This is a genomic window from Pseudomonas sp. KH_017 (assembly GCF_057840285.1).
The window spans coordinates 1,336,762-1,360,459 of the sequence record NZ_CM174509.1; the positions used below are offsets into that span (position 1 = coordinate 1,336,762).

The following is a 23,698-nucleotide window of genomic DNA, read 5'->3' on the forward strand; positions in this document are numbered from 1 at the left end:
GCCGGGCATTATTTGCCGCTGTACAGATTCAGATCGCCAAAGTGTTTCTTCTGAATGGTGGCGTAGGTGCCATCATCGTGTAACGCTTTGATACCTTTATCCAAAAGTGCTTTCAGCTCGGTGTTACCTTTCTTAATGCCGATGGCTGTTTTGGATGGCAGCAAAGCGTTGTCGACCGGCTTGCTGACGTCGTAGTCGGCACCCTGTGGCGACTTCAGGAAGCCCAATTCGGCTTGCAGCATGTCCTGAATCCCTGCGTCGAGACGACCGGAAGTCAAGTCGGCGTAGACCTGATCCTGGTTGGCGTAGGCCTGGGTTTTCACGCCGGCCTTGTCCAGAACGGCTTTGGCATAGGCTTCCTGAATGGTGCCTTGTTCGTAGCCGACGGTCTTGCCCTTGAGCGAGGCGACGTCTTCAGTCACGCCAGAACCTTTCTTGGACACGTAGGCAGTTGGGCCGGAGAACAGTTCGCTGGAGAAATCGATGACTTTTTCACGGGCTTCGGTAACGGTCATCGACGAGATCACACCGTCGAATTTATTGGCTTTGAGGCCGGGAATCATGCCATCGAAGTCACTTTCGACCCACTTGCACTTGACCTTCAGTTCGGCGCAGATCGCGTTCCCCAGATCGATGTCAAAGCCTACCAGGCTGCCATCGGCCGCTTTCGACTCGAACGGTGCGTAGGAAGGGTCAACGCCGAAACGCAGTTCTTTGTACTCCTTCGCCATGGCGGAGCCAGCAGCCATGCACAACGCCAGTGCAGAAAGGGTCAGCAATGCTTTTTTCATTATTCAATCCCTAAAAACCAATATGAGCGCTTGTGGCGCAGAATTATTGTTACTGGAAAGCGTAAGACCTGTTGAAAGTAGCAATTTCCGAACCAGAGTGCCGAACAAGCGTTTTAAAAGGTGCTTGGAAATGGCCGGAGACAGATTTATGCACGAAAACGGGCGCAGGGAAATGGGTGCACCAAATCATCTCGCCACAAAAGAACGGTTGAATTGAGCAGATTTTGCCGGGTCACCAGGCTGTCCTTGCATCAGCGCACTGCGATAGCGGTCTGACATTCAACCTCTAATTTGAATGTCAGACCGCTATCGCGAGCAAGCTCGCACAGCTAAAGGACGCGGTTACTTTCCTGGAGTTAGCGTCAACCGCGCCTTGCCATAGGCGTTGTCGAAGTTCTGTGGCTGCATCGGCAGGCTCATGTACTGGCCCTTGAGCCACGGCTCGATGCTGTTGAGGTAGTTCGGGCTGGCCGGGTTGCCGGACTGGCCGGTACCGTTCTGCGCCATCAGCGGTTCGGACTGGCCGAAGTCGACGATAAAACGCATGGCTGGCGCCAGCGTGGTGTTGAAGTCCTGGCCCCAGGCGAAGGCAGCGGTGTTGAGTGTGGTGTGATCGCCACCGGCCGGTAGCGGTCCGCGTACGGTCTGGCCGCTGCTGTTTTTCCATTCATAGCGATGCAGTTTGCCCCACTGCCAGGCTTTGTGATCGCCGCCCAACTGGCTGTCGCCTGCGCTGATCGCGGCGGCGAGGCTGCGAGCGAGGATCGCCGGTTTGTCTTCTTTCTGTGCGGTGCGCACGTCATCCCAGAACGGGCTGTCCTCACGCCCGAGCAAGTGATCGGCCTGGGCCGCGTAGGACAACTTGCCGTCGGCGACAAAGGCTTTCCACGCCGGACTGCTTTCCGGGCCCAGTTCATCGAGGAAGATCTGCCGGGTGCTTTCCTGCAGGAACAATTCGTAGATGGCCGCATCGGTGGAGGTCGGGCCGAGCTTGCCGTCGAACGCTATCAAGCGGCTGTAGGCCTCGTGTGCCTTGGCGCGATCGGCCGCCGGCAAGGCGTCCATGGCTTGTTTGAGCGGCTGGGCCATGCCCGGCGCTTCGAACATTTTCTTCAGCTTGGCAGCGAAAGTGGTGGTCTGGTCGTATTGCATGGCGATCAGGCTGCGGCTGTCGTGTTTGCCTGCGCCGGCCAGTTCGGCCAGGCGCTCGCCGCGCTCCGGAGCGGCCCAGGAATTGGACAACTGCATGCCGTAGCCATGGGGAATGACCCGCTGGTTGGCCGTCCCGAGCCAGCCTTGGGCCGGGTCCTGGTCGTACGGGTGGAGCATCGGGTCGGCGTAACCGTCCCAATCGTATCGACCTTCCCAGCCCGGCGAGGGCAGCAGGCCTTCGCCTTCACGGCGGTTCGGGTAGCGGCCGGTGACTTGCCAGCCGATATGGCTGGCGTCGGCGAACACCAGGTTCAGCGCGATGGCGCGGATTTCGCGGCTGGCATCCGAGGCTTTCTCGACACTCTGGGCGCGGGACAGGTCGAAGAACGCGTCCAGGGTCTTGTCGTCGGTGAAGTTCGGCGTCTGCAAGGCCAGGCCGAAACCATTGGCCAGCGTGGTGCCCTGGGCGCTGTTGAGCAGCGGTCCATGGCGGGTTTCGTACACTGCTTCGCGAATCGGCCGCTGGCCTTTGACGAAATAGGTTTCGTTGCGCACGATCGCCGGCTGCCACTTCCCGGCGATTTCGTAGGTGAGCCCGTTGCCCTGGCGCTTGATCTTCTCCAGGAACAGGTCCTGATTGTCGCCCATCACGGACGTCATGCTCCACGCCACCTTGCCGTTGAAACCTCCAAGCACCATCGGCAGGCCCGCGATGGTCACGCCGGACGCCTGATACTTCGGCGCGCGAATCTGCACGTAGCTGAACAACGAAGGCACGCCCAGCGGGCCGTGACTGTCACTGGCCAACAGGCTCTTGCCGCTGCGGCTACGTTGCGGGGCGATGGCCCAATTGTTCGACGAGGTGGCGCCCAGCAGGTTGAGGTCCGACAGTTGGCCAGTGGCCTTACTGAGTTCGGCCAGCCCCGGTACTTGCCCGTTGAGCTTGAGGCCTTGCAGTTTTTCGCTTTCGGCGGCCGGCAGTTTTTCGTCGGGAGCCGACGGCGTCAGCCACGCCAGTTTGTCGGTGGTGACGGTCTGGGCCAGTACCAGCGAAGAGATTTCTTCCGGCAGGTTGGTCGACTGGCTGAAGTTCAACAGGCAGAAAATCAGCGCCGAATCCTCCGGCTGCCAGTACTCAGGCTTGTAGTCGGTGGCTGCCAGATCCGCCGGCAGTTTGTCGCGGTAACGGAACAGGTAGGCGTTGACCCCGCGCGCATAGACTTCGAAGAAACGCTTGAGGCGCGGCGAAGAAGCCTTGTACAACTCGCCAGCACTTTTCTTCAGGTTGACCGCCCGCATGTAACGGTCGGCATCCAGCAGTTCGGCGCCGTGCATCTCGGCCAAACGGCCCTGGGCCAGCAGGCGCAGGGTGACCATCTGCGTGATGCGGTCGCTGGCATGCACGTATCCGAGGGTGAACAGCGCGTCGTGGAAGCTGTTGCTTTCGATCAGCGGCATGCCCATGGCATTGCGACGCACCGAAACGTTCTGCGCCAGGCCCTTGAGCGGTTGTACGCCGGAGGTTGGCGGGAGGGTGTCCTGGGCGTTGAAGTTCTGACAACCGGTCAGGCTCAAGACACCGGCCACTGCTGCGGCAACGCCGAACCGGGGTAGAAAATGAGTAAGGGCTGGCGAGGCCATGGCAAAGCTCCTGCGGGGGTAGAGGCGGCGCGAAATAAAGGCGCTACGTTAGTGAGCGGGAGGTGGCCGCGCAAGCGGGGTACAAGGTTATTTCAGGATTTGTCTGATAAACCGGAAAGATCGCAGTCTTGCCAGTCGCAATGGGGGATGTTGAAGTGCGACACGCTCAACAATCCTGGAGAAAAGTCGGCATGGAGCTCAAGGCAAACGCGGCACTGATCATCATCGATCAACAAAAAGGCATCCTTCACCCCAGGCTCGGCCGCAGGAATAACCCTCAGGCTGAAGAGCGCATGCTGGAGCTGCTCGGCCATTGGCGGCGCACCGCTCGGCCGGTGATCCATGTGCAGCACCTGTCCCGCTCGGAGGAGTCAGTGTTCTGGCCGCAGCAGTCGGGGGTGGAGTTTCAGGAACGGTTTCAGCCAATGGCCGGTGAGCGCTTGATCCAGAAGCAGGTACCGGATGCGTTTTGTTCAACCGGGCTGGAGGCGCAGTTGCGCGAGGCGGGGATCGGGCAGTTGATCATCGTGGGCGTCGCGACCCACAACTCGGTGGAATCCACGGCGCGTACCGCGGGCAACCTGGGGTTTGATACGTGGGTGGCCGAGGATGCGTGCTTTACCTTCGACAAGGCTGATTTTTTCGGCCATGCCCATAGCGCCGAAGAGGTGCATGCGATGTCGCTGGGGAATTTGCACGGTGAGTATGCAACCGTTGTCAGTACTGCCACCCTTCTGATGAACGACTGAGTAACCATTGTGGGAGCGGGCTTGCTCGCGAAGAGTACCTCAGATTCAACATCGTTGTTGCCTGACACACCGCTTTCGCGAGCAAGCCCGCTCCCACAAGGGAACTGCATTCACACAACAGGTCTGCTCGCGAAGGCGATTCAACAGGCGAAGCAAGCCTTCGCCCGAAGCATCAAGCGCCGTGGCACTTCTTGAATTTCTTGCCGTTGCCGCATGGGCACGGATCGTTGCGGCCGACGTCTTTCAGGGCGTTGCGCACCGGTTCCTGGTGAGCGTGGCCGCAGTTCGGACCGTGGACATGGCCGTGGTCGTGATCATGGTGGTGATGGTCATGATCATGATCGTGGTTGCAGTCAGGGCCGTGGACATGGGGTTGCTGGGTCATCGGTGTTGCTCCGGAATTAAATCGGCGGCGATTATCACGCCATTGCGCGCCAGGTGCACGTAGTGGGCGATGAATATACCGGTTTCCAGTTCACCTTCCAGACGATAGGGAATGGGTTGATCGGATTTTTTCAGCAGTTTGGCCAGATCACGGACCTTGGACCACAGGTTGGTGCGGATCGGCACCTTGAAGTAAGCGCTGTGCCTGGGGCTGATGGTGAACCAGTGTTCGTGTTCGCCGTCGGCCAGCATTATGTCACCCAAGTGAACGCGATACTCCAGACTGCGCACCGTCAGGTCGCTGTCGTTGGGGTTGTCGATGCGAAAGTGCAGGAGGAGTTTCTGTTCCAGCAGTTTGGCGCTGACCACCTCGATCTTCACCAGATGGACCTCGGGTTCCGGCAAGTCGTCGTCGAACCACGACGCACAGCCGCCGAGTCCCAGTGTCAGGAACAACGTGAGCAGACAGAGTGCGCCGCGGAGGATGATCATCGTGGTGTTTCTCCCTTGAACCCCAGTCTAGACCCAAAGGATCGCAGCCTTCGACAGCTCCTGCGTGGCGGGCAGTCTATGCATGCCCTAACTGCTGAAATACCCCGCACAGCATTTCTTGAACTTCTGCCCACTGGCACATGGGCAGGCGTCATTGCGCCCGAGTTTGAGTTGCACGGTGGGGTCGATGAAATACCAGCGCCCGGTGTTCTGTACGAACGATGAGCGCTCTCGATGACTATGCTCGCCATTGCTGTCGTGCCAGCGCGCAGTGAAGGTCACGAAAGCGTGTTCAGGCTGGCCGCCCAGCACTTCGGAGCTTTCCACCTCAAGGCCCAGCCACGTGCTTTGCGTACTCCAGTCGCTGATCGATTGACGGTCGAGGCCGGCCTGTTGGGCGGGCAGAGTGGTGGCCACCAGATAGTCGATCAACCCCAACACATAGGCGCTGTAGCGCGAGCGCATCAAGGCTTCCGCGCACGGTGCCGGGTGTCCGGCATGGTAGTGACCGCAGCAGGCGTCGAGCAGGGTGCCGCTGCCGCATGGGCAAATGGATGTACTCATTGCATCACCACCAGTATTTCCCGAAGTTTTCCGGATTGGCCCAGAAGCGCGAATTGAGCCAGTCGGGGACTTGTTTGTATTCAAGCAGATCGTAGGTGAACAGGGTCAGGACTTGTTCGTCCCGTTGAAAGCGTTCGCTGGCTTGCAGGGCCAGGGAGAAAAAGTCGGTTTCCTGCCAGCCACAGGCCGGCAGGTCTGCCAGCACTGCGATGCGGCTGGCGTTGAGGTTGCGGATGCCGCCCAGCAGTTTCAGGCCATCGCGCTTGGGCAAATGCTCCAGGCAATCGACCACCAGGGCCAGGTCGAAACGGCGGGCCGCCAGCTCGGCGGGCAATGGTCCGGGGGCAGCGAAAGCGACGCAGCTGTCCGGGTGGGCGAGTTTGAAAGCTTCCAGTGCCGGGAACTCGCTGGCGCCGATCAACAACAGGCGCGCGGGGGCATATCGGTCGAGTAACGCGGCCAGTGCCTGTTGTGGCGTGCGTGAAGAAATACCTGCAATCATCGAAGATCCTCAATCAGATCTGCCAAGACTAGCCTGCCCGAACGTTCGGGCCTAGAGCGCCCTGGCGACAAAAGCGCCAAGCTGCCGTTTATACGCGAATAAACAGCGTGGCCTATTGCTGGCGGAGATTAAAACTCGGGTCTTTACTACCTGAATCGGTTCTAAGCCGATCCCTCAGGAGAAAACTAGATGAGCATAGTTCGGACAGCATTACCCTTGGTTCTGCTAACCAGTGTCTTGACTGGTTGCGCAGGTTTGCAGAAAACCGACTGGCCGACCTGTGCGGCGGTTGGTGGCGTTGTGGGGGCGGGCCTCGGTGCGACCGAAAGCTCGGCATGGGCAGGGTATGGTGCTCTGCTCGTCGGCGGTACGGCAGCGGCTTATTGCTGGGTGCACGGTGACGGCGACGAAGACGGCGATGGTGTACTGGATAGTCGCGACAAGTGCCCAGGCACACCAAAAGGCGTTCAGGTCGATGCCAACGGTTGCCCACCACCAGCGCCTGTGGTCGAAGAAGTGGTTGTGGTCCAGGAAGAAACCATCGTCATCCGCGATGTCCACTTCCAGTTTGATAAAGCCACGCTTACCTCTTCCGACAAGCAGGTACTCGACAAGATTGCCACTCGCCTGAAAGCCGAAGCCCCTACCGCTCAACTGACCGTGACCGGCCATACCGACAGCGTGGGCAGTGACACCTACAACCAGAAACTGTCGGATAAACGCGCCCACTCGGTGGTTGAATACCTCATCGAGCAAGGCGTACCTCGCAGCAACTTCGTGTCGGTTGTCGGTGCCGGTGAAAGCCAGCCGGTTGCTGACAACAAAACCGCTGACGGTCGTGCACAGAACCGTCGTACGGAAATCAAAATCCAGCGTTAAGCCCCCTCGCATCCGCGCCTTGTGCAGTCGCGGATGCGGGTCTTTACTCCTGTGTAACCGGTATTGGCCGGTACACAGGAGCTTTCAATATGATCGTTCTCACAAGGACCGTCTTGCCGGTTCTGCTACTTGGCAGCCTGTTGACCGGTTGCGCGACCCACAGCGATGGCACTGCCCCCCTCAATCAACGCACCTGGCCAATTTGCAGCCTCATCGGCGGCCTGGTCGGTGGTGGTCTGGGCGCAATCGAGAGTGGCGGTTGGGCCGCGGGTGGGGCGGCGCTGGGTATCTTGTCCGGCGGCTTGATCTGCTATGCCCAGGATGGCGACGAAGACAGCGACGGCGTTTTCGACCGACGCGACCGTTGCGCTGATACTCCCGCCAATACCCCGGTCGACCATCGCGGTTGCCCGGCGCCGCAGTACCCGGACAGCGTCCAGGCCGAGCCTGCGCAATCCGAAGTCATTACTCTGAGCGATGTACTGTTTGTCTTCAATCAATCCGAGCTGACCCCGACGGCGAAGAGTCAACTGGATGCGTTGATGAGCAAGTTCGAGGATGCCGATGTGGTCAGCATCAAGGTGGTCGGTCATACCGACAGCGTCGGTTCGGAAGTCTATAACCAGGCCTTGTCGGAGCGGCGTGCCAGCAGCGTGGCGGAATACCTGTTGAGCCAGGGTGTGGCGCCGAACAAAGTCACCAGCGAAGGCAAGGGTGAGAGCCAACCGATTGCCGACAACGAAACAGAAGAAGGTCGTGCGAAAAACCGTCGCGTGGATCTGCATATAAACCGCTGAGCCAAGAGATAGAGCCGTCGGGTGACTGGTGTGATCGCTGCGACGGCCGTTTGGCGGCCTCCATGAAGATTTTTCCGTTGCCCTCTGGCTTATCCCGCGTGGAAGCCGTTACTGTGCGCGCAAACAATAATTCTCATCGGGGGCGCGTATGAAAGTCTTATGGGGGCTGGGGCGGTTACTGACCTTGCTGTTCTGGTCGGTAGCGCTGGTCAATCTGCTCACACCGTTCGTCTTTCCGCTGCACCCGTTGGTCAATCTGGCCGGCGGCCTGTTGGGGTTCATCCATCTTCTGGAAGCGTTGCTGTGCTATCGCAGCCTTCGAGGTCGCGCCCATCCCTGGCGTGACCGCCTGAAGATCGTCATTTTTGGCGTATTCCACCTGCAAACCATTCCAGCCCCCACCGCTTCGAAGGCTTCCCATGCGTAAACTCTGTCTGCTCGCCGCACTCATCAGCCCATTGGCCAGCGCACAGGTGGTGAGTGTCGAAACCAACTCGCTGATGCGCTTGCCCAACACCGCCAGCACCCTGCAACTGGAACGCCTGGAAGTGGCCGATTACGGCACCTTGCTGATTCCTTCGAACGTCACAGAAGTCACCGTGGGTGAATTGCATCTGGGGCGTGAAGCGCGCATTGCCATCGTGCCGGGGGAACAGGCGCTGGCCCTGAAGGTCCGTCGCGCTGATTTGTCCGAAGGCAGCCAGATCACCTCCCGTGGCGCCCCCGGGACTTACCAGAAGGCCGCTCGATCCGGGCGCAACCTTGATTTGCAGATCAAGACACTGAACGCAGCGCAATTGATCGTTGATGCCCGCGGTGGTGCGGGTGCACCGGGGTTCGTTGGTCTTGATGGGGCCAACGGCCAGGAGCCGGGTTGCACCTGGGGTCAGGCGGGGCGCGGTGCCGATGGCAGTGATGGCAGCAATGGTCAACCGGGAGCACCGGGGGCGCTGGTCAGACTGGCAGTACCGCACGACTTCCCGGTAGACCGGATCAAGGTCCAGGTGGCCGGCGGTGCCGGTGGCCTGGCCGGCCCTGGCGGTAAACCGGGCGCGGGTGGCAAGGCCAAGGGCTGCCTGATTTACACGACCGATGGTGGCAAGAGCGGTAAATCTGGGGCTGATGGTCAGCCTGGTCCAGAAGGCGCGGCGGGTTCGGTGACAGTGCAGCGGATGTAAGCATCACCGAGAGCCCCCTCGCCACAAAAGCTCGGCAGATTCAAAACATCGGCCGAGCCGCAGCAATCGCCACCACCGCCGACCCCACCAGCAGATTGATCCCCACCAACCGGCGAATTCGCCCCAGTACCGCGGCCCCGGCTGGCCAATCCTGCTCGGCCACCGCGGTGCGCAGTTCCGGCAGCATCAGCGCCTGAATGCGGATAAACAGCGCGGTCATCACCACATACAGGCCCATCATCACCTGTACATAACGCGGCGCGGCTTCAAAGCCATTGAAATGCATGTGCAGCATACCCACGCCGCTGACTGGCAACAGCACCACCGCCACCCAGACCCAGCGGAAAAAACCTTGAAACACTTCTATCCATAGCTTCAGCCGGGCAGGGCCTTCAAGTGCCTTGATCGCGGCGGGGCGCAGGACCATCCAGGCGAAAAACATGCCGCCGACCCAGACCAGGGCCGCCAGTACATGCAGGCTATAAATGAGGCTAAAAGGTGTCATTGGGGTACTCCGTTCTGCGCGGGATTCATTAGCGGGGTATGATAGCGGCCGAACCGAACTACTGAAAATTTATCCAGCGTTTTTTGCGCCCGACAAACCATGATCAGCACCGAACTCAAAACCACGATCCAGGGCGCCTACTCGCGTTTTCTCGAAGCCAAGAGCCTCAAGCCGCGTTATGGCCAGCGCCTGATGATCGCCGAAGTCGCCAAGGTCCTGGGTGACATCGACACCGACGACGAAGGCCGGCGCAGTGGCGACCCCGCGATAGTCGCGGTGGAAGCCGGCACCGGTACCGGCAAGACCGTGGCCTATAGCCTGGCGGCGATTCCCACGGCGAAGGCCGCCGGCAAGCGCCTGGTGATCGCCACGGCCACCGTGGCCCTGCAAGAGCAGATCGTCTACAAGGACTTGCCTGACCTGATGCGCAACAGCGGGCTGAATTTCAGCTTCGCCCTGGCCAAGGGGCGCGGGCGCTACATGTGCCTGTCCAAACTCGACATGTTGCTTCAGGAAGGCCACGCGCAGACCGCCACGGCGCAGTTGTTCGAAGAAGAAGGTTTCAAGATCGAGGTCGACGAGGCCAGCCAGAAGCTGTTCACCAGCATGATCGAAAAACTCGCCGGCAATAAGTGGGACGGCGACCGCGACAGTTGGTCCACTGCCCTGGAAGACGCCGACTGGGCGCGCCTGACCACCGACCACAGCCAGTGCACCAACCGTCATTGCCCGAACTTTGGCCAGTGCGCCTTCTACAAGGCCCGCGAAGGCATGGGCAAGGTCGACGTGATCGTCACCAACCACGACATGGTGCTGGCTGACCTGGCGCTGGGCGGCGGTGCCGTGCTGCCGGACCCGCGCGACACCATCTATGTGTTCGACGAAGGCCATCACCTGCCGGACAAGGCCATCGGCCACTTCGCGCATTACACGCGCCTGCGCTCCACCGCCGACTGGTTGGAAACCACCGCCAAGAACCTCACCAAGCTTCTGGCCCAGCACCCGCTGCCGGGGGACCTGGGCAAGTTGATCGAGCAGGTGCCGGAGCTGGCGCGGGAGATCAAGACCCAGCAGCAGTTCATGTTCACCGCGTGCGAGCAGATTGCCGATTTCAAACCCGGCGAAGACGTCGAAGGCCGCGAGCGCCCGCGTCACCGATTCGTCGGCGGGGTGATTCCCGAGCACATGCGTGAAATGGGCATCGAACTGAAAAAAGGTTTCGCACGGCTGACCGATCTGTTCACCCGCCTGACCGAGCTGCTCAAGGAAGGCATGGACGGCGAGGTCAACATTGGCATTGCCAGCAACCAGGCCGAAGAGTGGTATCCGCTGTTCGGCAGCCTGTTGTCGCGTTCTTCCGGCAACTGGGAGTTGTGGACCGCCTTCACCGTCGAAGACCCGGAAGACAACCCGCCCATGGCCCGCTGGCTGACCCTGGCCGAAAGCGGCTCGCTGTTCGACATCGAGGTCAACGCAAGCCCGATCCTTGCGGCGGAAATGCTTCGCCGCAACCTGTGGAACGTGGCGTATGGCTGCCTGGTGACTTCGGCGACCCTGACTGCCCTCGGCACCTTCGACCGCTTCCGCATGCGTGCCGGCCTGCCGAAAAAGGCCGTGACGGCGGTGGTGCCAAGTCCGTTCCATCATGCCGACGCCGGTGTGTTGCGGGTGCCGAACCTGAACGCCGATCCCCGTGATGCAGCGGCGCATACCGCCGCGATCATTCGTGATTTGCCTGAATTGGTCGAAGGCTCACGGGGCACGCTGGTGCTGTTTTCCTCGCGTAAACAGATGCAGGACGTGTTCGACGGCCTGGACCGCGACTGGCGCAAGCAAGTGTTCATCCAGGGCAACCTGTCGAAACAGGAAACCCTGAACAAGCACAAGGCGCGGGTCGATGGCGGGGATTCCAGTGTGTTGTTCGGCCTGGCGAGCTTCGCCGAAGGGGTCGACTTGCCCGGCGCCTATTGCGAGCACGTGGTCATTGCCAAGATTCCTTTCTCGGTACCCGATGATCCGGTCGAAGCGGCGCTGGCCGAGTGGATCGAAGCCCGGGGCGGCAATCCGTTCATGGAAATCTCCGTGCCGGACGCCTCGCTGAAGCTGGTCCAGGCCTGCGGTCGCTTGCTACGCACCGAAGAAGACCGCGGCACCATCACCTTGCTCGACCGGCGCCTGGTGACCCAGCGCTATGGCAAAGCCATCCTCAATGCGTTGCCGCCGTTCCGTCGAGAAATTTCCTGAAGCACCGGTGGGCAGTTTTGCCCACCGCGTTGTCTATCTCTCTGCCATCGCTTTTCCACTGGCCCACTGAAGGTCGTTAGGGAGAATTTCGTTCTCATGATTTGCCGTTCGTTGCCTGCTGTTTTTGCCCTGCTGTTCGCAACACCGCTGTTGGCCGCCCCCGCCAGCCAGCAGACGCTGTTCAACTTTGTGCGCCCCGCCGACGTGGTCCAGGTGGCGACTCAGGACGCCAGCCTGCCGCAATCCAACGCCGAGCAAACCCCCGAGGGCGAAGTGCTGCGCCGGGTGACGTTCAACCCGGTCGCCCGGCCGACTTTGCGCCTGACCCCGCAAACCGGTTCCTGGGACTGGTCGCAGTCGGGCGTCATGAGCCTGCGGATCCAGAGCGCGATGAACTGGGCCTTGACCCTGTACGTGACCATCCAGAGCAACGACGGCAAGACACTGGTCAGCCGCGTCGATCTGCCGGCGGGGCCTGCGCAAACCCTGTTGGTGCCTTTGCAAGCGACATCACCGCTGAGCCAGGGCATGAAGGCTGGTCCGCCGATGCCGATGATGGTTGAGGGTCAGCGTGTGTTTGTGGCCAGCAGCGCTGGTGAACTGGATCGCAGCCAGGTGGTATCGGTGAGCTTGTCGATGGACCAGCCCAAAACCGCGCAAAGCATCTTGCTGGAACGTTTTGGTGTGCAGGACGGCGAGTCGGTCACCCAAGCCGTGTATGGCGGGTTGGTGGATGCTTACGGCCAGTCGACCCGGGACAAATGGCCGGAAAAAATCAGCAGCGACGAACAACTCAAAGGCGCCGCCGGCAAGGAGCAGCAGCAACTGAAAACCTGGCTGGCCGAGCGTGAGAAGTCGTCCCTGGACAAGTTCGGTGGTCTAACCAAAGGCCCGTCCTTCAAGGCCAGCGGCTTTTTCCGCACAGAGAAACGCGACGGACGCTGGTATCTGGTGACGCCGGAAGGCCATCCGTTTTATTCGCTAGGGGTTAACACCGTCGCTGCAGACGTCAACCCGACCTACGTTGCCGGTCGCGAGTGGATGTTCGAATCCCTGCCCAAGGCGGACGAGGCCTTGGCCAGTCATTTCGGCGAAGGCGACAACCGTGGCGGCAACGGTGCCGATCAGGGCCGCGGCTACAATGCCGGGCGTTGGTACGACTTCTACGGCGCCAATCTGCAGCGTCTGTATGGCGATCCGTGCGCGAAGGGTAGCGATATCAAGGCCGGCGTCGCCGAAGCGGCCAAGACCGAAGCGACAGAAGCGAAAGCCGCTGAGCAAAAACCTGTCGAACCGTGCAAGGCGCAGTTCGACGAGCAGCGCTGGGCCAGTCACACCCTTGATCGCTTGCAGGCCTGGGGCTTCAACACTATTGGCAACTGGAGCGCCCCGGTACTGGGCCACGCTGATCGCGCGCCCTACACCTTGCCGCTGTCGATCGTCGGCGACTACGCCAGCATCAGCACCGGCACCGACTGGTGGGGCGGCATGCCCGACCCCTTCGACCCGCGTTTCGCCATGGCCACCGAGCGTGCAGTGGCGATTGCTGCCCGCGACCATCGTGACGATCCGTGGCTGATCGGTTACTACGCCGACAACGAACTGGCCTGGGCCGGTCCCGGCGATGACCCGAAAGCCCGTTATGCCCTGGCCTACGGCACCTTGAAAATGACCACCGACGTGCCGGCCAAGCGCGCATTCCTCAAGCAGCTGCGTGACAAGTACCGCAATCAGGCTGGCCTGTCGAAAGCCTGGGGCATTGATCTGCCAGCCTGGGAGCTGATGGAAGATCCGGGGTTCGTGCCACCGCTGCCGAGCGCCGAGCATCCGGAAATCGAAGCCGACTTCAAATACTTCCAGAAGGTCTTTGCCGACACTTACTTCAAGACCATCTCCGACTCACTCAAGTGGCACGCGCCGAACCAGTTGCTGCTCGGCGGGCGTTTCGCGATCAGCACGCCGCAAGCCCTGGAGTCCTGCGCCCAGTACTGCGACGTGTTGAGCTTCAACATGTACACCCTGCAACCTCAGGATGGTTACGACTTCGCCAAGTTGCGCAGTCTCGACAAACCGGTGCTGATCACCGAGTTCAATTTCGGCTCGGCTGATCGTGGCCCGTTCTGGGGCGGTGTTACGCCGTTGGCGAAGGAAGAGGACCGCGGTCCGGCGTACGCCAACTTCCTCAAGCAGGCATTGAGCGAGCCGTCGATTGTCGGCGTGCATTGGTTCCAGTACCTCGATCAACCGGTTACCGGGCGCTTGCTTGACGGTGAAAACGGTCACTTCGGGCTGGTGGGTATCACTGATCTGCCGTTCCAGGGTTTTGTCGACAGCGTGCGCAAGAGCAACCTGGCGACAGTCGAGCAACTGGGCAAAGAGGCCGAGAAGGCTGCGGCCGCCGCCGACAAAGCCAGCCACGACGCCGAGGGCGGCCGCAAGGCCGAGGCCGGCAAGGGGCCGGGGAAGGGCGCCGGTGGGCATTCCGGCAAAGGTCACTAAGACCCGAAACCGAGTCATCGTTCTTCGCGAGCAAGTCGGATCGCCGCACCGCCGCTCCCACAGGAGAATGCATTCCAATGTGGGAGCGGGCTTGCTCGCGAAGGCGTCATTAGCATCACCACTGCATTTCAAGTTGATGGCAGAGCGACCGCCCAGCCCAACCCTGTTCCCAAAACCCTCAAGGGCTGGAACAATGCCGACCACTTTGTAGAGCGTTAATCCGGGGAGTTACGGGTGCAGATTCAGGGTCATTACGAGCTTAAGTTCGAAGCGGTGCGAGAGGCGTTCGCGGCGCTGTTCGACGATCCCCAGGAGCGTGGTGCAGCGTTGTGCATCCAGGTCGGTGGCGAAACCGTCGTCGATCTGTGGGCCGGCACTGCCGACAAGGACGGGGCCGAGGCCTGGCACAGCGATACCATCGCCAACCTGTTCTCCTGCACCAAGACCTTTACCGCCGTCACCGCGCTGCAACTGGTGGCTGAAGGCAAGCTGCAACTGGATGCCCCGGTTGCGCGCTACTGGCCCGAATTTGCCGCTGCCGGCAAAGAGTCCGTCACCCTGCGCCAACTGCTTTGCCATCAGGCCGGTCTTCCGGCATTGCGCGAGCTGCTGGCCCCCGAAGCCCTATACGACTGGCAAACCATGGTCGACGCCCTGGCCGCCGAAACGCCGTGGTGGACACCGGGCGAAGGCCACGGTTACGCGGCGATCACCTATGGCTGGCTGATCGGCGAATTGCTGCGCCGTGCCGACGGTCGTGGGCCGGGTGAATCCATCGTCGCGCGGGTCGCCAAACCGTTGGGCCTGGACTTCCATGTCGGCCTGGCCGACGAAGAGTTCCATCGCGTGGCCCACATTGCGCGGGGCAAGGGCAATGTCGGCGATGCCGCCGCCCAGCGCTTGCTGCAAGTGACCATGCGCGAGCCAACGGCCATGACGACCCGGGCGTTCACTAACCCGCCGTCGATCATGACCAGCACCAACAAACCCGAGTGGCGACGCATGCAACAACCGGCCGCCAATGGCCATGGCAACGCCCGCAGCCTGGCCGGGTTCTACGCCGGCCTGCTCGACGGCAGCTTGCTGGAAAGCGAAATGCTCGATGAACTGACCCGCGAGCACAGTCTCGGCGAGGACAAGACTTTGCTGACCCGGACCCGTTTCGGCCTGGGCTGCATGCTCGATCAACCGGACGTTGCCAATGCCACCTTCGGCCTTGGCCCGCGGGCGTTTGGTCATCCGGGTGCAGGCGGCTCCATCGGCTTTGCCGACCCGGAGCACGATGTGGCTTTCGGATTTGTGACAAATACCCTGGGGCCGTACGTCTTGATGGACCCGCGCGCGCAAAAGCTGGTGCGGGTTCTGGCCACTTGTCTGTAAAAGCGGCTATAGGGTTCCAGGGCTGGAACCCGATAACCATTTCAGTTTCAAAGCGTCTGTTTATACCGGCCAATGTGGCCTGATTTTTTTGACTTCATTTTTGTGGATATCCAATGTCATCCAATAAAACCCTCGCCTTGGCCCTGTGCTTCGCTATTACCGGTTGCGCACAGACTCCACAGAAAGACGCGACGGCACCTGTCGCCAAGACTGAAAGCGGCAGCCACTGGTACTGGCCGTTCGGTTCCGACGACAGTGCCGGCAAGCCCGTGGCCAAGCCGGAGGTTAAACCGGTAGTCAAACCCGTTGCGGTGGCCAAGGCCGAAGCCGATAGCGCCAGCAAGTGGTGGTGGCCGTTCGGCGGTAGCGAGCAGAGCACCGCCAAGGCTGTGCCGATGCCAGACCCGAAAGTCACCCAGGCCTGGCTTGACGATTACGAACCGCGTCTGCGCGAGGCGGTCAAGGGCAGCAACATGCAACTCGAGCGTCGCGAAAACGTGCTGGTGGTGACTGCGCCGGTCGAAGGCTCGTTCAACCCGGATCGTCCGGCCATGCTGCTGCCGGTTACGCTCGGTCCGTTTACCCGCGTTGCGAAAATCCTTGAAGCCGATCCAAAGACTGCTGTGTTGATCCTCGGCCACAGCGATACGTCCGGCACTGCGCCTGCCAACGTCAAGCTGAGCCAGGAGCGTGCCCAGTCCGTTGCGGCGATTTTCCGTCTCAGCGGTTTGCAGCGTGATCGCTTGATGCTGCGCGGCTTGGGCGGTGATGCGCCGCGTGCCGCCAACGACAGCGTGCAAGGTCGTGCGTTGAACCGTCGCGTGGAACTGCTGGTGACCCCGCAAAACACCATGGTCGCGCTGCTGAGCAAGTACAACATGCCGGCTCCGGCACCTGTGACCATGGTTGCTGCCGCGGACGCCAAGCCGGTCGCCAAGCCTGTGACACCGGCCCCTGCGACTAAAAAGGCTGCGGTTCCAGCGACGAAAAAAGCCCCCGCTAAAAAAGCGCCGGCCAAGAAAGCACCTGCGAAAACTGCAACGCCGGTGAAGAAAACCACGCCAGCCAAAGCCTCCACGGCTGACAAGAAAGTCGCCGCCACCGATACTGCAAAGCAGTGATTCGTTAACCAAAAGGAATGCGCCATGACCCAGGGCCTGGCTGATATGCGTCGTGACTACACCCGTGATGGCCTGACCGAGGCACAAGCCCCGGCCGAGCCGTTTGCACTGTTCCACCAGTGGTTCGCCGACGCGGTGAAAACCGAACAGGTGCCGGTGGAAGCCAACGCCATGACCCTGGCCACCGTTGACCAGGACGGTCGGCCGCACTGTCGCATTCTGTTGCTCAAGGGCCTGGACGAACTGGGCTTCACCTTTTTCACCAACTACGAAAGCGCCAAGGGCCAGCATCTGGCCGCGAATCCGTTCGCGGCCATGACGTTTTTCTGGCCGGCGCTGGAGCGCCAAGTGCGTATTGAAGGGCGGGTGGTGAAGGTCACGCCTGAGGAATCCGACGCCTATTATCAGGTCCGTCCGCTGGGCAGCCGCCTGGGGGCCTGGGCGTCGCCGCAGAGCCGCGTGATCGCCGGTCGTGGCGAACTCGAAATGCTGCTCAAGGATACCGAGCAACGTTTCACCGACACCCAGCCGCATTGCCCTGAACACTGGGGCGGTTATCGCCTGCTGCCGGAGCGCATCGAATTCTGGCAGGGCCGCCCAAGCCGCCTGCACGACCGCCTCAATTACCGCCAGCAGGGCGCCGACTGGATTCTTGAACGTCTGGCACCCTGAGCAATCTACCGACCGGGATAGCCTGCCGCAGCGGCCTCCAGCCACTTCGGCAGGTCTCGACGCTTGATCTTCTGCGCCTGAGCACTCGCCAATTGTTCGAGCATGAAGGCTTTTTTCTGCTCGTCCTTGCCCGCCAGCGCTAGTGCCAGGTCGCGGTCCATCCAGCGTTTGATCCGCACGTACAGCCACCAATGGAAGTACAAACCGGCAACAGTCGTGACGACGATGATAAAGTAGTCCATTGAAATCCTTGGCCAGTGGGGCAGCTTTGCGAATTTGCCGCTACTGTGTGAGTTCGTGGAGGCGCCTTAACGGAGCCTGAATCAAACCAATTTTACCCGGGCTGTGCCGTGACAGGCGTCAAGCTGCGGAGTTTAATGGATATCTGTTTTTTTGGAGTTGATGCTATGCGTAAGTCTGTTCTGCTGGTTGCTTCCTTTTCCACGATGGCGATGTTGCTCACTGGTTGCCAATCGAGCCTGACCGGTGACTCCTATTCCCGTGACGAGGCGCGTCGGGTGCAGACGGTTCGCATGGGCACCATCGAAGCATTGCGTCCGGTGAAAATCGAAGGCACCAAAACCCCGATCGGCGGCGCTGCAGGCGCAGTGGTCGGCGGCGTTGGCGGCAGCACCATTGGTGGCGGCAAAGGCAGCGTCGTCGCTGCCGTCATTGGTGCTGTGGCCGGCGGTCTGCTCGGTTCGGCCGCTGAAGAAGGCCTGACCCGCACCCAGGGCGTGGAAATTACCGTACGCGAAGACGATGGCAGCATGCGCGCCTACGTTCAGGAAGTTCAGCCGAACGAAGTGTTCCGTGTTGGCGAGCGTGTGCGCATCTCCAGTGTGGGTGGCACCAGCCGCGTTTCGCACTAAGCGCAAACACCGGATAAACAAAACCCGATCAGGTGACTGATCGGGTTTTTTGTTTTTTAGCTGCGCTGAGTCTTGATTGGCGCCAGGCGTTATCGCGGTTTATCAGGAGGCCAGCGCGGAGTTCTTGCGGCTCGCCATCGCCGTCACCACATAACCGATCAGCGCCGCCAGAATCGAACCGGTCAAGATCCCCATGCGGTCCATCCCGGCGAAATCACTCACGCCCGGCTCGAAGGCCAGCGAGCCGACAAACAGACTCATCGTGAAACCAATGCCGCAGAGAATCGCCACGCCCAGTATCTGGCCCCAATTGGCGCCTTGGGGCAGGGCGGCGATACCGGTTTTCACGGCCAGCCAGGTCAGGCCGAAGACTCCGACGGTCTTGCCCAGCAGCAGCCCGATGGCGATGCCCATGGGGACGTGGTGAGTGAAGCTCTCGACGGTGACACCGCTCAGGGACAGGCCGGCATTGGCAAAGGCGAACAGCGGCAGGATGCCGTAGGCGACCCACGGGTGCAGGGCGTGTTCCAGGGTCAGCAGTGGCGAAGGCTCGGCATTTTTCGTGCGCAGCGGAATGCAGAATGCCAGGGTCACGCCGGCCAGCGTGGCGTGGACACCGCTCTTGAGCACGCAGACCCAGAGGATCAAGCCAATGATCATGTACGGCCCGAGCTTGACCACGCCAAGCCGGTTCATCCCGATCAGCGCCGCAATACAGGTCGCGGCCAGCGCCAGTGACAGGGTCGACAACGCGCCGGAATAGAAGATCGCAATGATGATGATCGCGCCGAGGTCGTCGATGATCGCCAGGGTCATCAGGAACAGTTTCAGCGATACCGGAACCCGTTTGCCCAGCAGCGCCAGCACGCCAAGGGCGAAGGCGATGTCGGTGGCGGTCGGGATTGCCCAGCCGTTGAGGGCCGGTGGCGTGTCGCGATTGAGGTACCAGTAGATCAGCGCGGGCACCACCATGCCACCAATGGCGGCGGCACCGGGCAGGACGATTTGCGACGGTTTGGACAACTGGCCGTCGAGGACTTCGCGCTTCACTTCCAGGCCGATCAGCAGGAAGAACAGCGCCATCAGGCCGTCGTTGATCCACAGCAGCAACGGCTTGGCGATTTTCAGCGCGCCGATCTGCGCCACCACGGGGGTGTCCAGCAGGCCGTTGTACAGCCACGAAAGCGGCGAGTTGTTGATGATTAGAGCCAGAACGGCAGCGGCGATCAGTAACAGACCGCTGGCAGCTTCCAACTGAAAGAAACGCGTGAAAGTGCTACGCAGAGGCAAGGTCGCTCTCCATCTGTGAATTCAAAAGGTGTTACACCCTAACAAGTACTGTTAGTTGTTAAAACAAAAGTTATATTCTTTTTTGTTATATGTCGTTACAGAGTGATCCGCCAGCACCGACCTGAGCCTAGCAGTTGCCGGGCGTATTGGATCTCAGCTGTACCTGTGCTGGATGCAGGTTTTTTCCTAAGCTTGTTGGATGAGCCTTGCTAAAGGCCGACTCCTGCCCGATTCAACGAGAAAACCATCATGAGCGACAACCGACAGTGGTCCCGCGAAGCGATCCGGATCATCGAAGCCGATTTCCAGCGCAGCGCCGACACCCACTTGATCCCCTTGCCGCTGCCGGGTTTTCCTGGAATCGAGTTGTACTTCAAGGATGAATCCAGCCACCCCACGGGCAGCCTCAAGCACCGCCTGGCCCGTTCGCTGTTCCTTTATGCGCTGTGTAACGGCTGGCTCAAACCCGGCGCGCCGGTCATTGAAGCCTCCAGCGGTTCGACGGCGATTTCCGAAGCGTACTTCGCGCGCATGCTGGGCTTGCCGTTCATTGCGGTGATGCCGGCGACCACGTCCAAGGAAAAGATCGCGCAAATTGCCTTCTACGGTGGCCAAAGCCACCTGGTGGACGATCCGACCCAGATCTACGCCGAGTCCGAGCGTCTGGCTCGAGAACACGACGGGCACTTCATCGACCAGTTCACCTACGCCGAGCGTGCCACCGACTGGCGGGCAAACAACAACATTGCCGAGTCGATCTTTCAGCAGATGCGTTTCGAGCAGCACCCCGAGCCGAGCTGGCTGATTTCCAGCCCCGGTACCGGCGGCACCACGGCTACCCTGGGCCGATACGTGCGTTATCGCCAGCATGGCACCCGCGTGCTGTGTGCCGATGCCGAGCGTTCGGTGTTCTTCGATTACTACCAGACCGGCGATGCCAGCCTGCGACTGGACCACGGCTCGCGGATCGAAGGCATTGGCCGGCCTCGCGTGGAGGCGTCGTTTCTGCCCAAAGTGATCGACGCGATGGTCAAGGTGCCGGATGCCTTGTCACTGGCGGCCATGCATTACCTGGCAGAGCGTCTGGGACGCCATGTGGGCGGATCGAGCGGGACCAACCTGATCGGCGCACTGATGGCCGCCCAGCACATGAAGGCGGCGGGGGAGACAGGGTCGATGGTGGCGATTCTGTGTGACAGCGGCGAGCGCTATGCCACGACCTATTACGATCAGGACTGGCTCAAGGCTCAGGGGTATGAGCTGAGTGGTTTGATGGCTGCGGTGGCGGCGACGGTGGAGCGGGGTGAGCCGTTGCCGGTGTCGGTACTGCGCGCCAATATCTGAGATCTTTCAGACACTGAGTCCCCCTGTGGGAGCGAGCCTGCTCGCGATGGCGGCGTCACATTCAACACTTATGTTGATTGATCTACCGCTATCGCGAGCAAGCTCGCTCCCACAGGTTCTTGCATTGTTTCCGGGATCGCGTATCAGGCTTCCAGGCCGAGGATATCCCGAGCCACCGCCTCGGCAATGCGAATCCCGTCAACACCCGCCGATAGAATCCCGCCCGCATATCCCGCGCCTTCACCGGCCGGGAACAAGCCCTTCACGTTCAGGCTCTGCAACGACTCGTTACGGGTAATGCGCAGCGGCGAGGAGGTGCGGGTCTCGATGCCGGTCAACACCGCATCGTGCAGCGAATAACCACGAATCTGCTTCTCGAATGCCGGCAAGGCTTCGCGAATCGCTTCGATGGCGAACGCCGGCAGCGCCAGCGCCAGATCACCCAGGGCAATGCCCGGCTTGTAGGACGGCTCGACGCTGCCCAGTTCGGTGGACGGTTTGCCCGCGATAAAATCGCCGACCAGTTGCGCCGGGGCTTCGTAGTTACTGCCGCCCAGCACGAATGCGTGGGATTCCAGGCGTTCCTGCAACTCGATACCGGCCAGCGGGCCGCCCGGATAATCGACTTCCGGGGTGATGCCGACGACGATACCGGAGTTGGCATTGCGCTCGTTACGCGAGTACTGGCTCATGCCATTGGTAACCACCCGGTTCGGCTCGGAAGTCGCTGCCACCACGGTGCCGCCCGGGCACATGCAGAAGCTGTAGACCGAGCGGCCGTTCTTGGCGTGGTGCACCAGTTTGTAGTCGGCGGCGCCCAGTTTCGGGTGGCCGGCGTATTTGCCCAGGCGCGCACGGTCGATCAGCGACTGCGGGTGCTCGATGCGGAAACCCACCGAGAACGGCTTGGCTTCCATGAACACGCCACGGCCGTGGAGCATACGGAAGGTGTCGCGGGCGCTGTGGCCGAGGGCCAGGATCACGTGTTTCGAGTGGATCTGCTCGCCGCCATTGAGTTCGACGCCGACCAGTTGGCCATCTTCGATCAGTACGTCGGTGACACGCTGCTGGAAGCGCACTTCACCGCCCAGGGCGCGAATCTGCTCACGCATGTTTTCCACCACGCCGGTCAGACGGAACGTACCGATGTGCGGCTTGCTGACGTAGAGGATTTCTTCCGGGGCACCGGCCTTGACGAATTCGTGCAGGACTTTGCGGCCGAGGAATTTCGGGTCCTTGATCTGGCTGTAGAGCTTGCCGTCGGAGAATGTCCCCGCGCCGCCTTCGCCGAACTGCACGTTGGATTCCGGGTTGAGCACGCTTTTGCGCCACAGGCCCCAGGTGTCCTTGGTGCGCTGGCGTACTTCGGTGCCGCGTTCGAGGATGATCGGCTTGAAGCCCATTTGCGCCAACAACAGCCCGGCGAAAATCCCGCACGGGCCGAAACCGACGACGATCGGCCGCGCGCCAAGATCGACCGGCGCCTGGCCTACCGCTTTGTAGCTGACATCCGGCGCCACGCTGACGTTACGGTCATCGGCGAACTTGTGCAGCACCGCCGCCTCATCGCTAACGTTGAGGTCAATGGTGTAGATGAAGCACAGTTCGGAGGACTTTTTACGCGCATCGTAGCTGCGCTTGAACAAGGTGAAATCGAGCAGGTCATCGCTGGCAAGCCCTAAGCGCTGCACGATGGCAGGGCGCAGGTCTTCTTCGGGATGGTCGATCGGCAACTTGAGTTCGGTGATTCGTAACATGGCGGGATCCGGTTCGCGGGGCGCACAACTGCGCCAGGGCGTTTGAAGCCCGCGATTATAAGCCTCAAAGGCGCAGGCCCGTGAGGCTTAAACGATCAGTCGTCGCGCGATCCGCCGAAATACCCGCAGCCGCGCTGTACCTGACCGTCGATGCGCAGTTCGGCGCTCATGTGCTGGATGCTGCCGGTGCTGCTGTCGACGCAACGTTGCGGTGCAACCCACAGTTCGATGTGCTGGTTGTTGGCTTCGGTGCTGAGGTTGAAACGGCCATCGCCCAGTTGCTCCTCGACGTAAGGCACGGCCAGCGGCGGCTGGCCGGCCCGGTCGAGGACCATGCCTTTGCCGCTGACTTTCACGCTCCACTCCGGGGTGTGGCCGGCGGCGCGCAGGATCAGCAGCTTGAAATTCGGATCATCGCACGCGTTGCTCGAGCGCTCGACGCGGTACAACTGCTCCAGATCGAGCTGGCCGTCACCGCCGCTGCCTGCCACAACCCGCCCGCGCACGTCGGCAAACAGCTTGCCCTGCTTGTCCGCCAGGTTTGCGGCCTGCTGCAGGACGCTGGTACCGCCCGTGTCGTTGACCACGTAACGGTTTGCCTGGTTGCACGGCTGGAACAGCAGTTTGCCGTCTGCCGCGGTCAACTGGCCTTGCATGCGTGTCTGGCCGACATGGGAGTCGCTCTGCCGTTCACCCTCGAACAACTGGCAAGCGGCGAACAGCGGAAGCAGGACAACGAGGACTAAGGAACGGGCAACACGCATCTTGGGGTCTCCTGACAAGTGCCGCCACGTTACTCAGCCTGACCGTTCATCACAAGACTCGTGTTCGTCCGTCGCCGGATTGATGGCGGTTTCCTGCAACATTTTGTACTTTGTTGCTGCC

At 61.0% G+C, this 23,698-nt stretch carries 23 protein-coding genes; 12 read left to right on the plus strand and 11 right to left on the minus strand.

Translation table 11 applies throughout. From position 1 onward, the window contains the following. Positions 1-8 precede the first annotated feature (8 nt). On the minus strand, positions 9-791 hold the full coding sequence (locus tag AC3IT6_RS05995) for a transporter substrate-binding domain-containing protein (protein WP_008052144.1): 783 nt from the start codon (positions 789-791) through the stop codon (positions 9-11). A gap of 342 nt (positions 792-1,133) precedes the next feature. Next, positions 1,134-3,584 (minus strand): penicillin acylase family protein, encoded by a 2,451-nt coding sequence (locus tag AC3IT6_RS06000; RefSeq protein ID WP_489354602.1) that lies wholly within the window; start codon positions 3,582-3,584, stop codon positions 1,134-1,136. A gap of 191 nt (positions 3,585-3,775) precedes the next feature. Between AC3IT6_RS06000 and AC3IT6_RS06005 the strand changes: the two genes are divergently transcribed. After that, positions 3,776-4,333 carry a cysteine hydrolase family protein gene (locus tag AC3IT6_RS06005; RefSeq protein ID WP_489354603.1) on the plus strand — a complete coding sequence of 186 codons (558 nt, stop codon included), beginning with the start codon at positions 3,776-3,778 and terminating at the stop codon, positions 4,331-4,333. 172 nt (positions 4,334-4,505) lie between these two features. Here AC3IT6_RS06005 and AC3IT6_RS06010 read toward each other — a convergent pair whose 3' ends face one another. The 4 genes from AC3IT6_RS06010 to AC3IT6_RS06025 form a co-directional block, all read right to left on the minus strand. After that, on the minus strand, positions 4,506-4,718 hold the full coding sequence (locus AC3IT6_RS06010) for an SEC-C metal-binding domain-containing protein (protein ID WP_015093814.1): 213 nt from the start codon (positions 4,716-4,718) through the stop codon (positions 4,506-4,508). Further along, positions 4,715-5,209 carry an LEA/WHy family protein gene (locus AC3IT6_RS06015; RefSeq protein ID WP_489354604.1) on the minus strand — a complete coding sequence of 165 codons (495 nt, stop codon included), beginning with the start codon at positions 5,207-5,209 and terminating at the stop codon, positions 4,715-4,717. Before AC3IT6_RS06015 ends, AC3IT6_RS06010 begins: the two co-directional genes overlap by 4 nt. An 87-nt stretch (positions 5,210-5,296) precedes the next feature. Further along, positions 5,297-5,773 (minus strand): YchJ family protein, encoded by a 477-nt coding sequence (locus tag AC3IT6_RS06020; protein ID WP_150757323.1) that lies wholly within the window; start codon positions 5,771-5,773, stop codon positions 5,297-5,299. A 4-nt stretch (positions 5,774-5,777) separates the two neighbouring features. Beyond that, the gene (locus AC3IT6_RS06025) at positions 5,778-6,275 is read right to left on the minus strand and encodes a DUF6231 family protein (RefSeq protein WP_489354605.1); all 498 of its coding nucleotides are present in this window, start codon (positions 6,273-6,275) and stop codon (positions 5,778-5,780) included. Between the two features lie 189 nt (positions 6,276-6,464). On the opposite strand from AC3IT6_RS06025, the gene AC3IT6_RS06030 reads away from it, so the two are divergent. From AC3IT6_RS06030 to AC3IT6_RS06045, 4 genes are all read left to right on the plus strand, one after another. Further along, positions 6,465-7,154 carry a PA1041 family peptidoglycan-binding anchor lipoprotein gene (locus AC3IT6_RS06030; protein ID WP_150727632.1) on the plus strand — a complete coding sequence of 230 codons (690 nt, stop codon included), beginning with the start codon at positions 6,465-6,467 and terminating at the stop codon, positions 7,152-7,154. An 89-nt stretch (positions 7,155-7,243) separates the two neighbouring features. Next, positions 7,244-7,951, plus strand: a complete 708-nt coding sequence (locus tag AC3IT6_RS06035) for a PA1041 family peptidoglycan-binding anchor lipoprotein (RefSeq protein WP_489354606.1) — start codon at positions 7,244-7,246, stop codon at positions 7,949-7,951. A 148-nt stretch (positions 7,952-8,099) separates the two neighbouring features. Then, a complete protein-coding gene (locus AC3IT6_RS06040; protein WP_489354607.1) occupies positions 8,100-8,378 on the plus strand; it encodes a DUF1145 domain-containing protein in 279 nt (92 codons plus the stop codon). Beyond that, positions 8,371-9,129 carry a collagen-like triple helix repeat-containing protein gene (locus AC3IT6_RS06045; RefSeq protein WP_489354608.1) on the plus strand — a complete coding sequence of 253 codons (759 nt, stop codon included), beginning with the start codon at positions 8,371-8,373 and terminating at the stop codon, positions 9,127-9,129. The genes AC3IT6_RS06040 and AC3IT6_RS06045 overlap by 8 nt, the downstream gene beginning before the upstream one ends. Before the next feature lie 40 nt (positions 9,130-9,169). Here the strand turns inward: AC3IT6_RS06045 and AC3IT6_RS06050 are convergent, their stop codons facing one another. Then, a complete protein-coding gene (locus AC3IT6_RS06050) occupies positions 9,170-9,634 on the minus strand; it encodes a CopD family protein (RefSeq protein ID WP_489354609.1) in 465 nt (154 codons plus the stop codon). 99 nt (positions 9,635-9,733) lie between these two features. On the opposite strand from AC3IT6_RS06050, the gene dinG reads away from it, so the two are divergent. The 5 genes from dinG (at position 9,734) to pdxH (ending at position 17,550) form a co-directional block, all read left to right on the plus strand. Further along, a complete protein-coding gene (gene dinG / locus AC3IT6_RS06055; RefSeq protein ID WP_007992389.1) occupies positions 9,734-11,878 on the plus strand; it encodes an ATP-dependent DNA helicase DinG in 2,145 nt (714 codons plus the stop codon). Positions 11,879-11,974: 96 nt separating this feature from the next. Then, positions 11,975-14,377: a beta-galactosidase gene (locus AC3IT6_RS06060; protein WP_489354610.1), complete on the plus strand. Its 2,403-nt coding sequence runs from the start codon at positions 11,975-11,977 to the stop codon at positions 14,375-14,377. Between the two features lie 234 nt (positions 14,378-14,611). Then, on the plus strand, positions 14,612-15,757 hold the full coding sequence (locus AC3IT6_RS06065; protein WP_489354611.1) for a serine hydrolase domain-containing protein: 1,146 nt from the start codon (positions 14,612-14,614) through the stop codon (positions 15,755-15,757). Between the two features lie 113 nt (positions 15,758-15,870). Further along, positions 15,871-16,878, plus strand: coding sequence for an OmpA family protein (locus AC3IT6_RS06070; protein WP_489354612.1), 1,008 nt, complete (start codon positions 15,871-15,873; stop codon positions 16,876-16,878). Between the two features lie 24 nt (positions 16,879-16,902). After that, positions 16,903-17,550, plus strand: a complete 648-nt coding sequence (gene pdxH / locus AC3IT6_RS06075; protein WP_489354613.1) for a pyridoxamine 5'-phosphate oxidase — start codon at positions 16,903-16,905, stop codon at positions 17,548-17,550. 5 nt (positions 17,551-17,555) lie between these two features. Here pdxH and AC3IT6_RS06080 read toward each other — a convergent pair whose 3' ends face one another. Then, entirely contained in the window at positions 17,556-17,792 is a 237-nt protein-coding gene (locus tag AC3IT6_RS06080) for a hypothetical protein (protein ID WP_116262154.1), read from the minus strand. Positions 17,793-17,957: 165 nt separating this feature from the next. Between AC3IT6_RS06080 and AC3IT6_RS06085 the strand changes: the two genes are divergently transcribed. Further along, on the plus strand, positions 17,958-18,422 hold the full coding sequence (locus tag AC3IT6_RS06085; RefSeq protein WP_150727622.1) for an outer membrane lipoprotein: 465 nt from the start codon (positions 17,958-17,960) through the stop codon (positions 18,420-18,422). Between the two features lie 102 nt (positions 18,423-18,524). On the opposite strand, the gene nhaA is transcribed toward AC3IT6_RS06085, so the two are convergent. Beyond that, positions 18,525-19,712 carry a Na+/H+ antiporter NhaA gene (nhaA, locus tag AC3IT6_RS06090; protein WP_489354614.1) on the minus strand — a complete coding sequence of 396 codons (1,188 nt, stop codon included), beginning with the start codon at positions 19,710-19,712 and terminating at the stop codon, positions 18,525-18,527. A 246-nt stretch (positions 19,713-19,958) separates the two neighbouring features. On the opposite strand from nhaA, the gene AC3IT6_RS06095 reads away from it, so the two are divergent. After that, on the plus strand, positions 19,959-21,056 hold the full coding sequence (locus AC3IT6_RS06095) for a PLP-dependent cysteine synthase family protein (protein WP_489356488.1): 1,098 nt from the start codon (positions 19,959-19,961) through the stop codon (positions 21,054-21,056). A gap of 143 nt (positions 21,057-21,199) precedes the next feature. Here the strand turns inward: AC3IT6_RS06095 and AC3IT6_RS06100 are convergent, their stop codons facing one another. Together AC3IT6_RS06100 and AC3IT6_RS06105 are read right to left on the minus strand one after the other, a co-directional pair. After that, positions 21,200-22,813, minus strand: coding sequence for an NAD(P)/FAD-dependent oxidoreductase (locus AC3IT6_RS06100; RefSeq protein WP_489354615.1), 1,614 nt, complete (start codon positions 22,811-22,813; stop codon positions 21,200-21,202). A gap of 95 nt (positions 22,814-22,908) precedes the next feature. Then, a complete protein-coding gene (locus AC3IT6_RS06105) occupies positions 22,909-23,577 on the minus strand; it encodes a COG3650 family protein (protein WP_489354616.1) in 669 nt (222 codons plus the stop codon). Positions 23,578-23,698 lie beyond the last annotated feature (121 nt).

What these genes read in the sequence shown, in the direction of transcription:
- dinG (WP_007992389.1), top strand. Translation starts at nt 9,734, where the DNA reads ATGATCAGCACCGAACTCAAAACCACGATCCAGGGCGCCTACTCGCGT.
- AC3IT6_RS06030 (WP_150727632.1), top strand. Translation starts at nt 6,465, where the DNA reads ATGAGCATAGTTCGGACAGCATTACCCTTGGTTCTGCTAACCAGTGTC.
- AC3IT6_RS06020 (WP_150757323.1), bottom strand. Translation starts at nt 5,773, where the DNA reads ATGAGTACATCCATTTGCCCATGCGGCAGCGGCACCCTGCTCGACGCC.
- AC3IT6_RS05995 (WP_008052144.1), bottom strand. Translation starts at nt 791, where the DNA reads ATGAAAAAAGCATTGCTGACCCTTTCTGCACTGGCGTTGTGCATGGCT.
- AC3IT6_RS06040 (WP_489354607.1), top strand. Translation starts at nt 8,100, where the DNA reads ATGAAAGTCTTATGGGGGCTGGGGCGGTTACTGACCTTGCTGTTCTGG.
- AC3IT6_RS06015 (WP_489354604.1), bottom strand. Translation starts at nt 5,209, where the DNA reads ATGATCATCCTCCGCGGCGCACTCTGTCTGCTCACGTTGTTCCTGACA.
- AC3IT6_RS06105 (WP_489354616.1), bottom strand. Translation starts at nt 23,577, where the DNA reads ATGCGTGTTGCCCGTTCCTTAGTCCTCGTTGTCCTGCTTCCGCTGTTC.
- AC3IT6_RS06100 (WP_489354615.1), bottom strand. Translation starts at nt 22,813, where the DNA reads ATGTTACGAATCACCGAACTCAAGTTGCCGATCGACCATCCCGAAGAA.
- AC3IT6_RS06080 (WP_116262154.1), bottom strand. Translation starts at nt 17,792, where the DNA reads ATGGACTACTTTATCATCGTCGTCACGACTGTTGCCGGTTTGTACTTC.
- AC3IT6_RS06085 (WP_150727622.1), top strand. Translation starts at nt 17,958, where the DNA reads ATGCGTAAGTCTGTTCTGCTGGTTGCTTCCTTTTCCACGATGGCGATG.
- pdxH (WP_489354613.1), top strand. Translation starts at nt 16,903, where the DNA reads ATGACCCAGGGCCTGGCTGATATGCGTCGTGACTACACCCGTGATGGC.
- AC3IT6_RS06045 (WP_489354608.1), top strand. Translation starts at nt 8,371, where the DNA reads ATGCGTAAACTCTGTCTGCTCGCCGCACTCATCAGCCCATTGGCCAGC.
- AC3IT6_RS06010 (WP_015093814.1), bottom strand. Translation starts at nt 4,718, where the DNA reads ATGACCCAGCAACCCCATGTCCACGGCCCTGACTGCAACCACGATCAT.
- AC3IT6_RS06060 (WP_489354610.1), top strand. Translation starts at nt 11,975, where the DNA reads ATGATTTGCCGTTCGTTGCCTGCTGTTTTTGCCCTGCTGTTCGCAACA.
- AC3IT6_RS06005 (WP_489354603.1), top strand. Translation starts at nt 3,776, where the DNA reads ATGGAGCTCAAGGCAAACGCGGCACTGATCATCATCGATCAACAAAAA.
- AC3IT6_RS06000 (WP_489354602.1), bottom strand. Translation starts at nt 3,584, where the DNA reads ATGGCCTCGCCAGCCCTTACTCATTTTCTACCCCGGTTCGGCGTTGCC.
- AC3IT6_RS06025 (WP_489354605.1), bottom strand. Translation starts at nt 6,275, where the DNA reads ATGATTGCAGGTATTTCTTCACGCACGCCACAACAGGCACTGGCCGCG.
- AC3IT6_RS06035 (WP_489354606.1), top strand. Translation starts at nt 7,244, where the DNA reads ATGATCGTTCTCACAAGGACCGTCTTGCCGGTTCTGCTACTTGGCAGC.
- AC3IT6_RS06070 (WP_489354612.1), top strand. Translation starts at nt 15,871, where the DNA reads ATGTCATCCAATAAAACCCTCGCCTTGGCCCTGTGCTTCGCTATTACC.
- AC3IT6_RS06050 (WP_489354609.1), bottom strand. Translation starts at nt 9,634, where the DNA reads ATGACACCTTTTAGCCTCATTTATAGCCTGCATGTACTGGCGGCCCTG.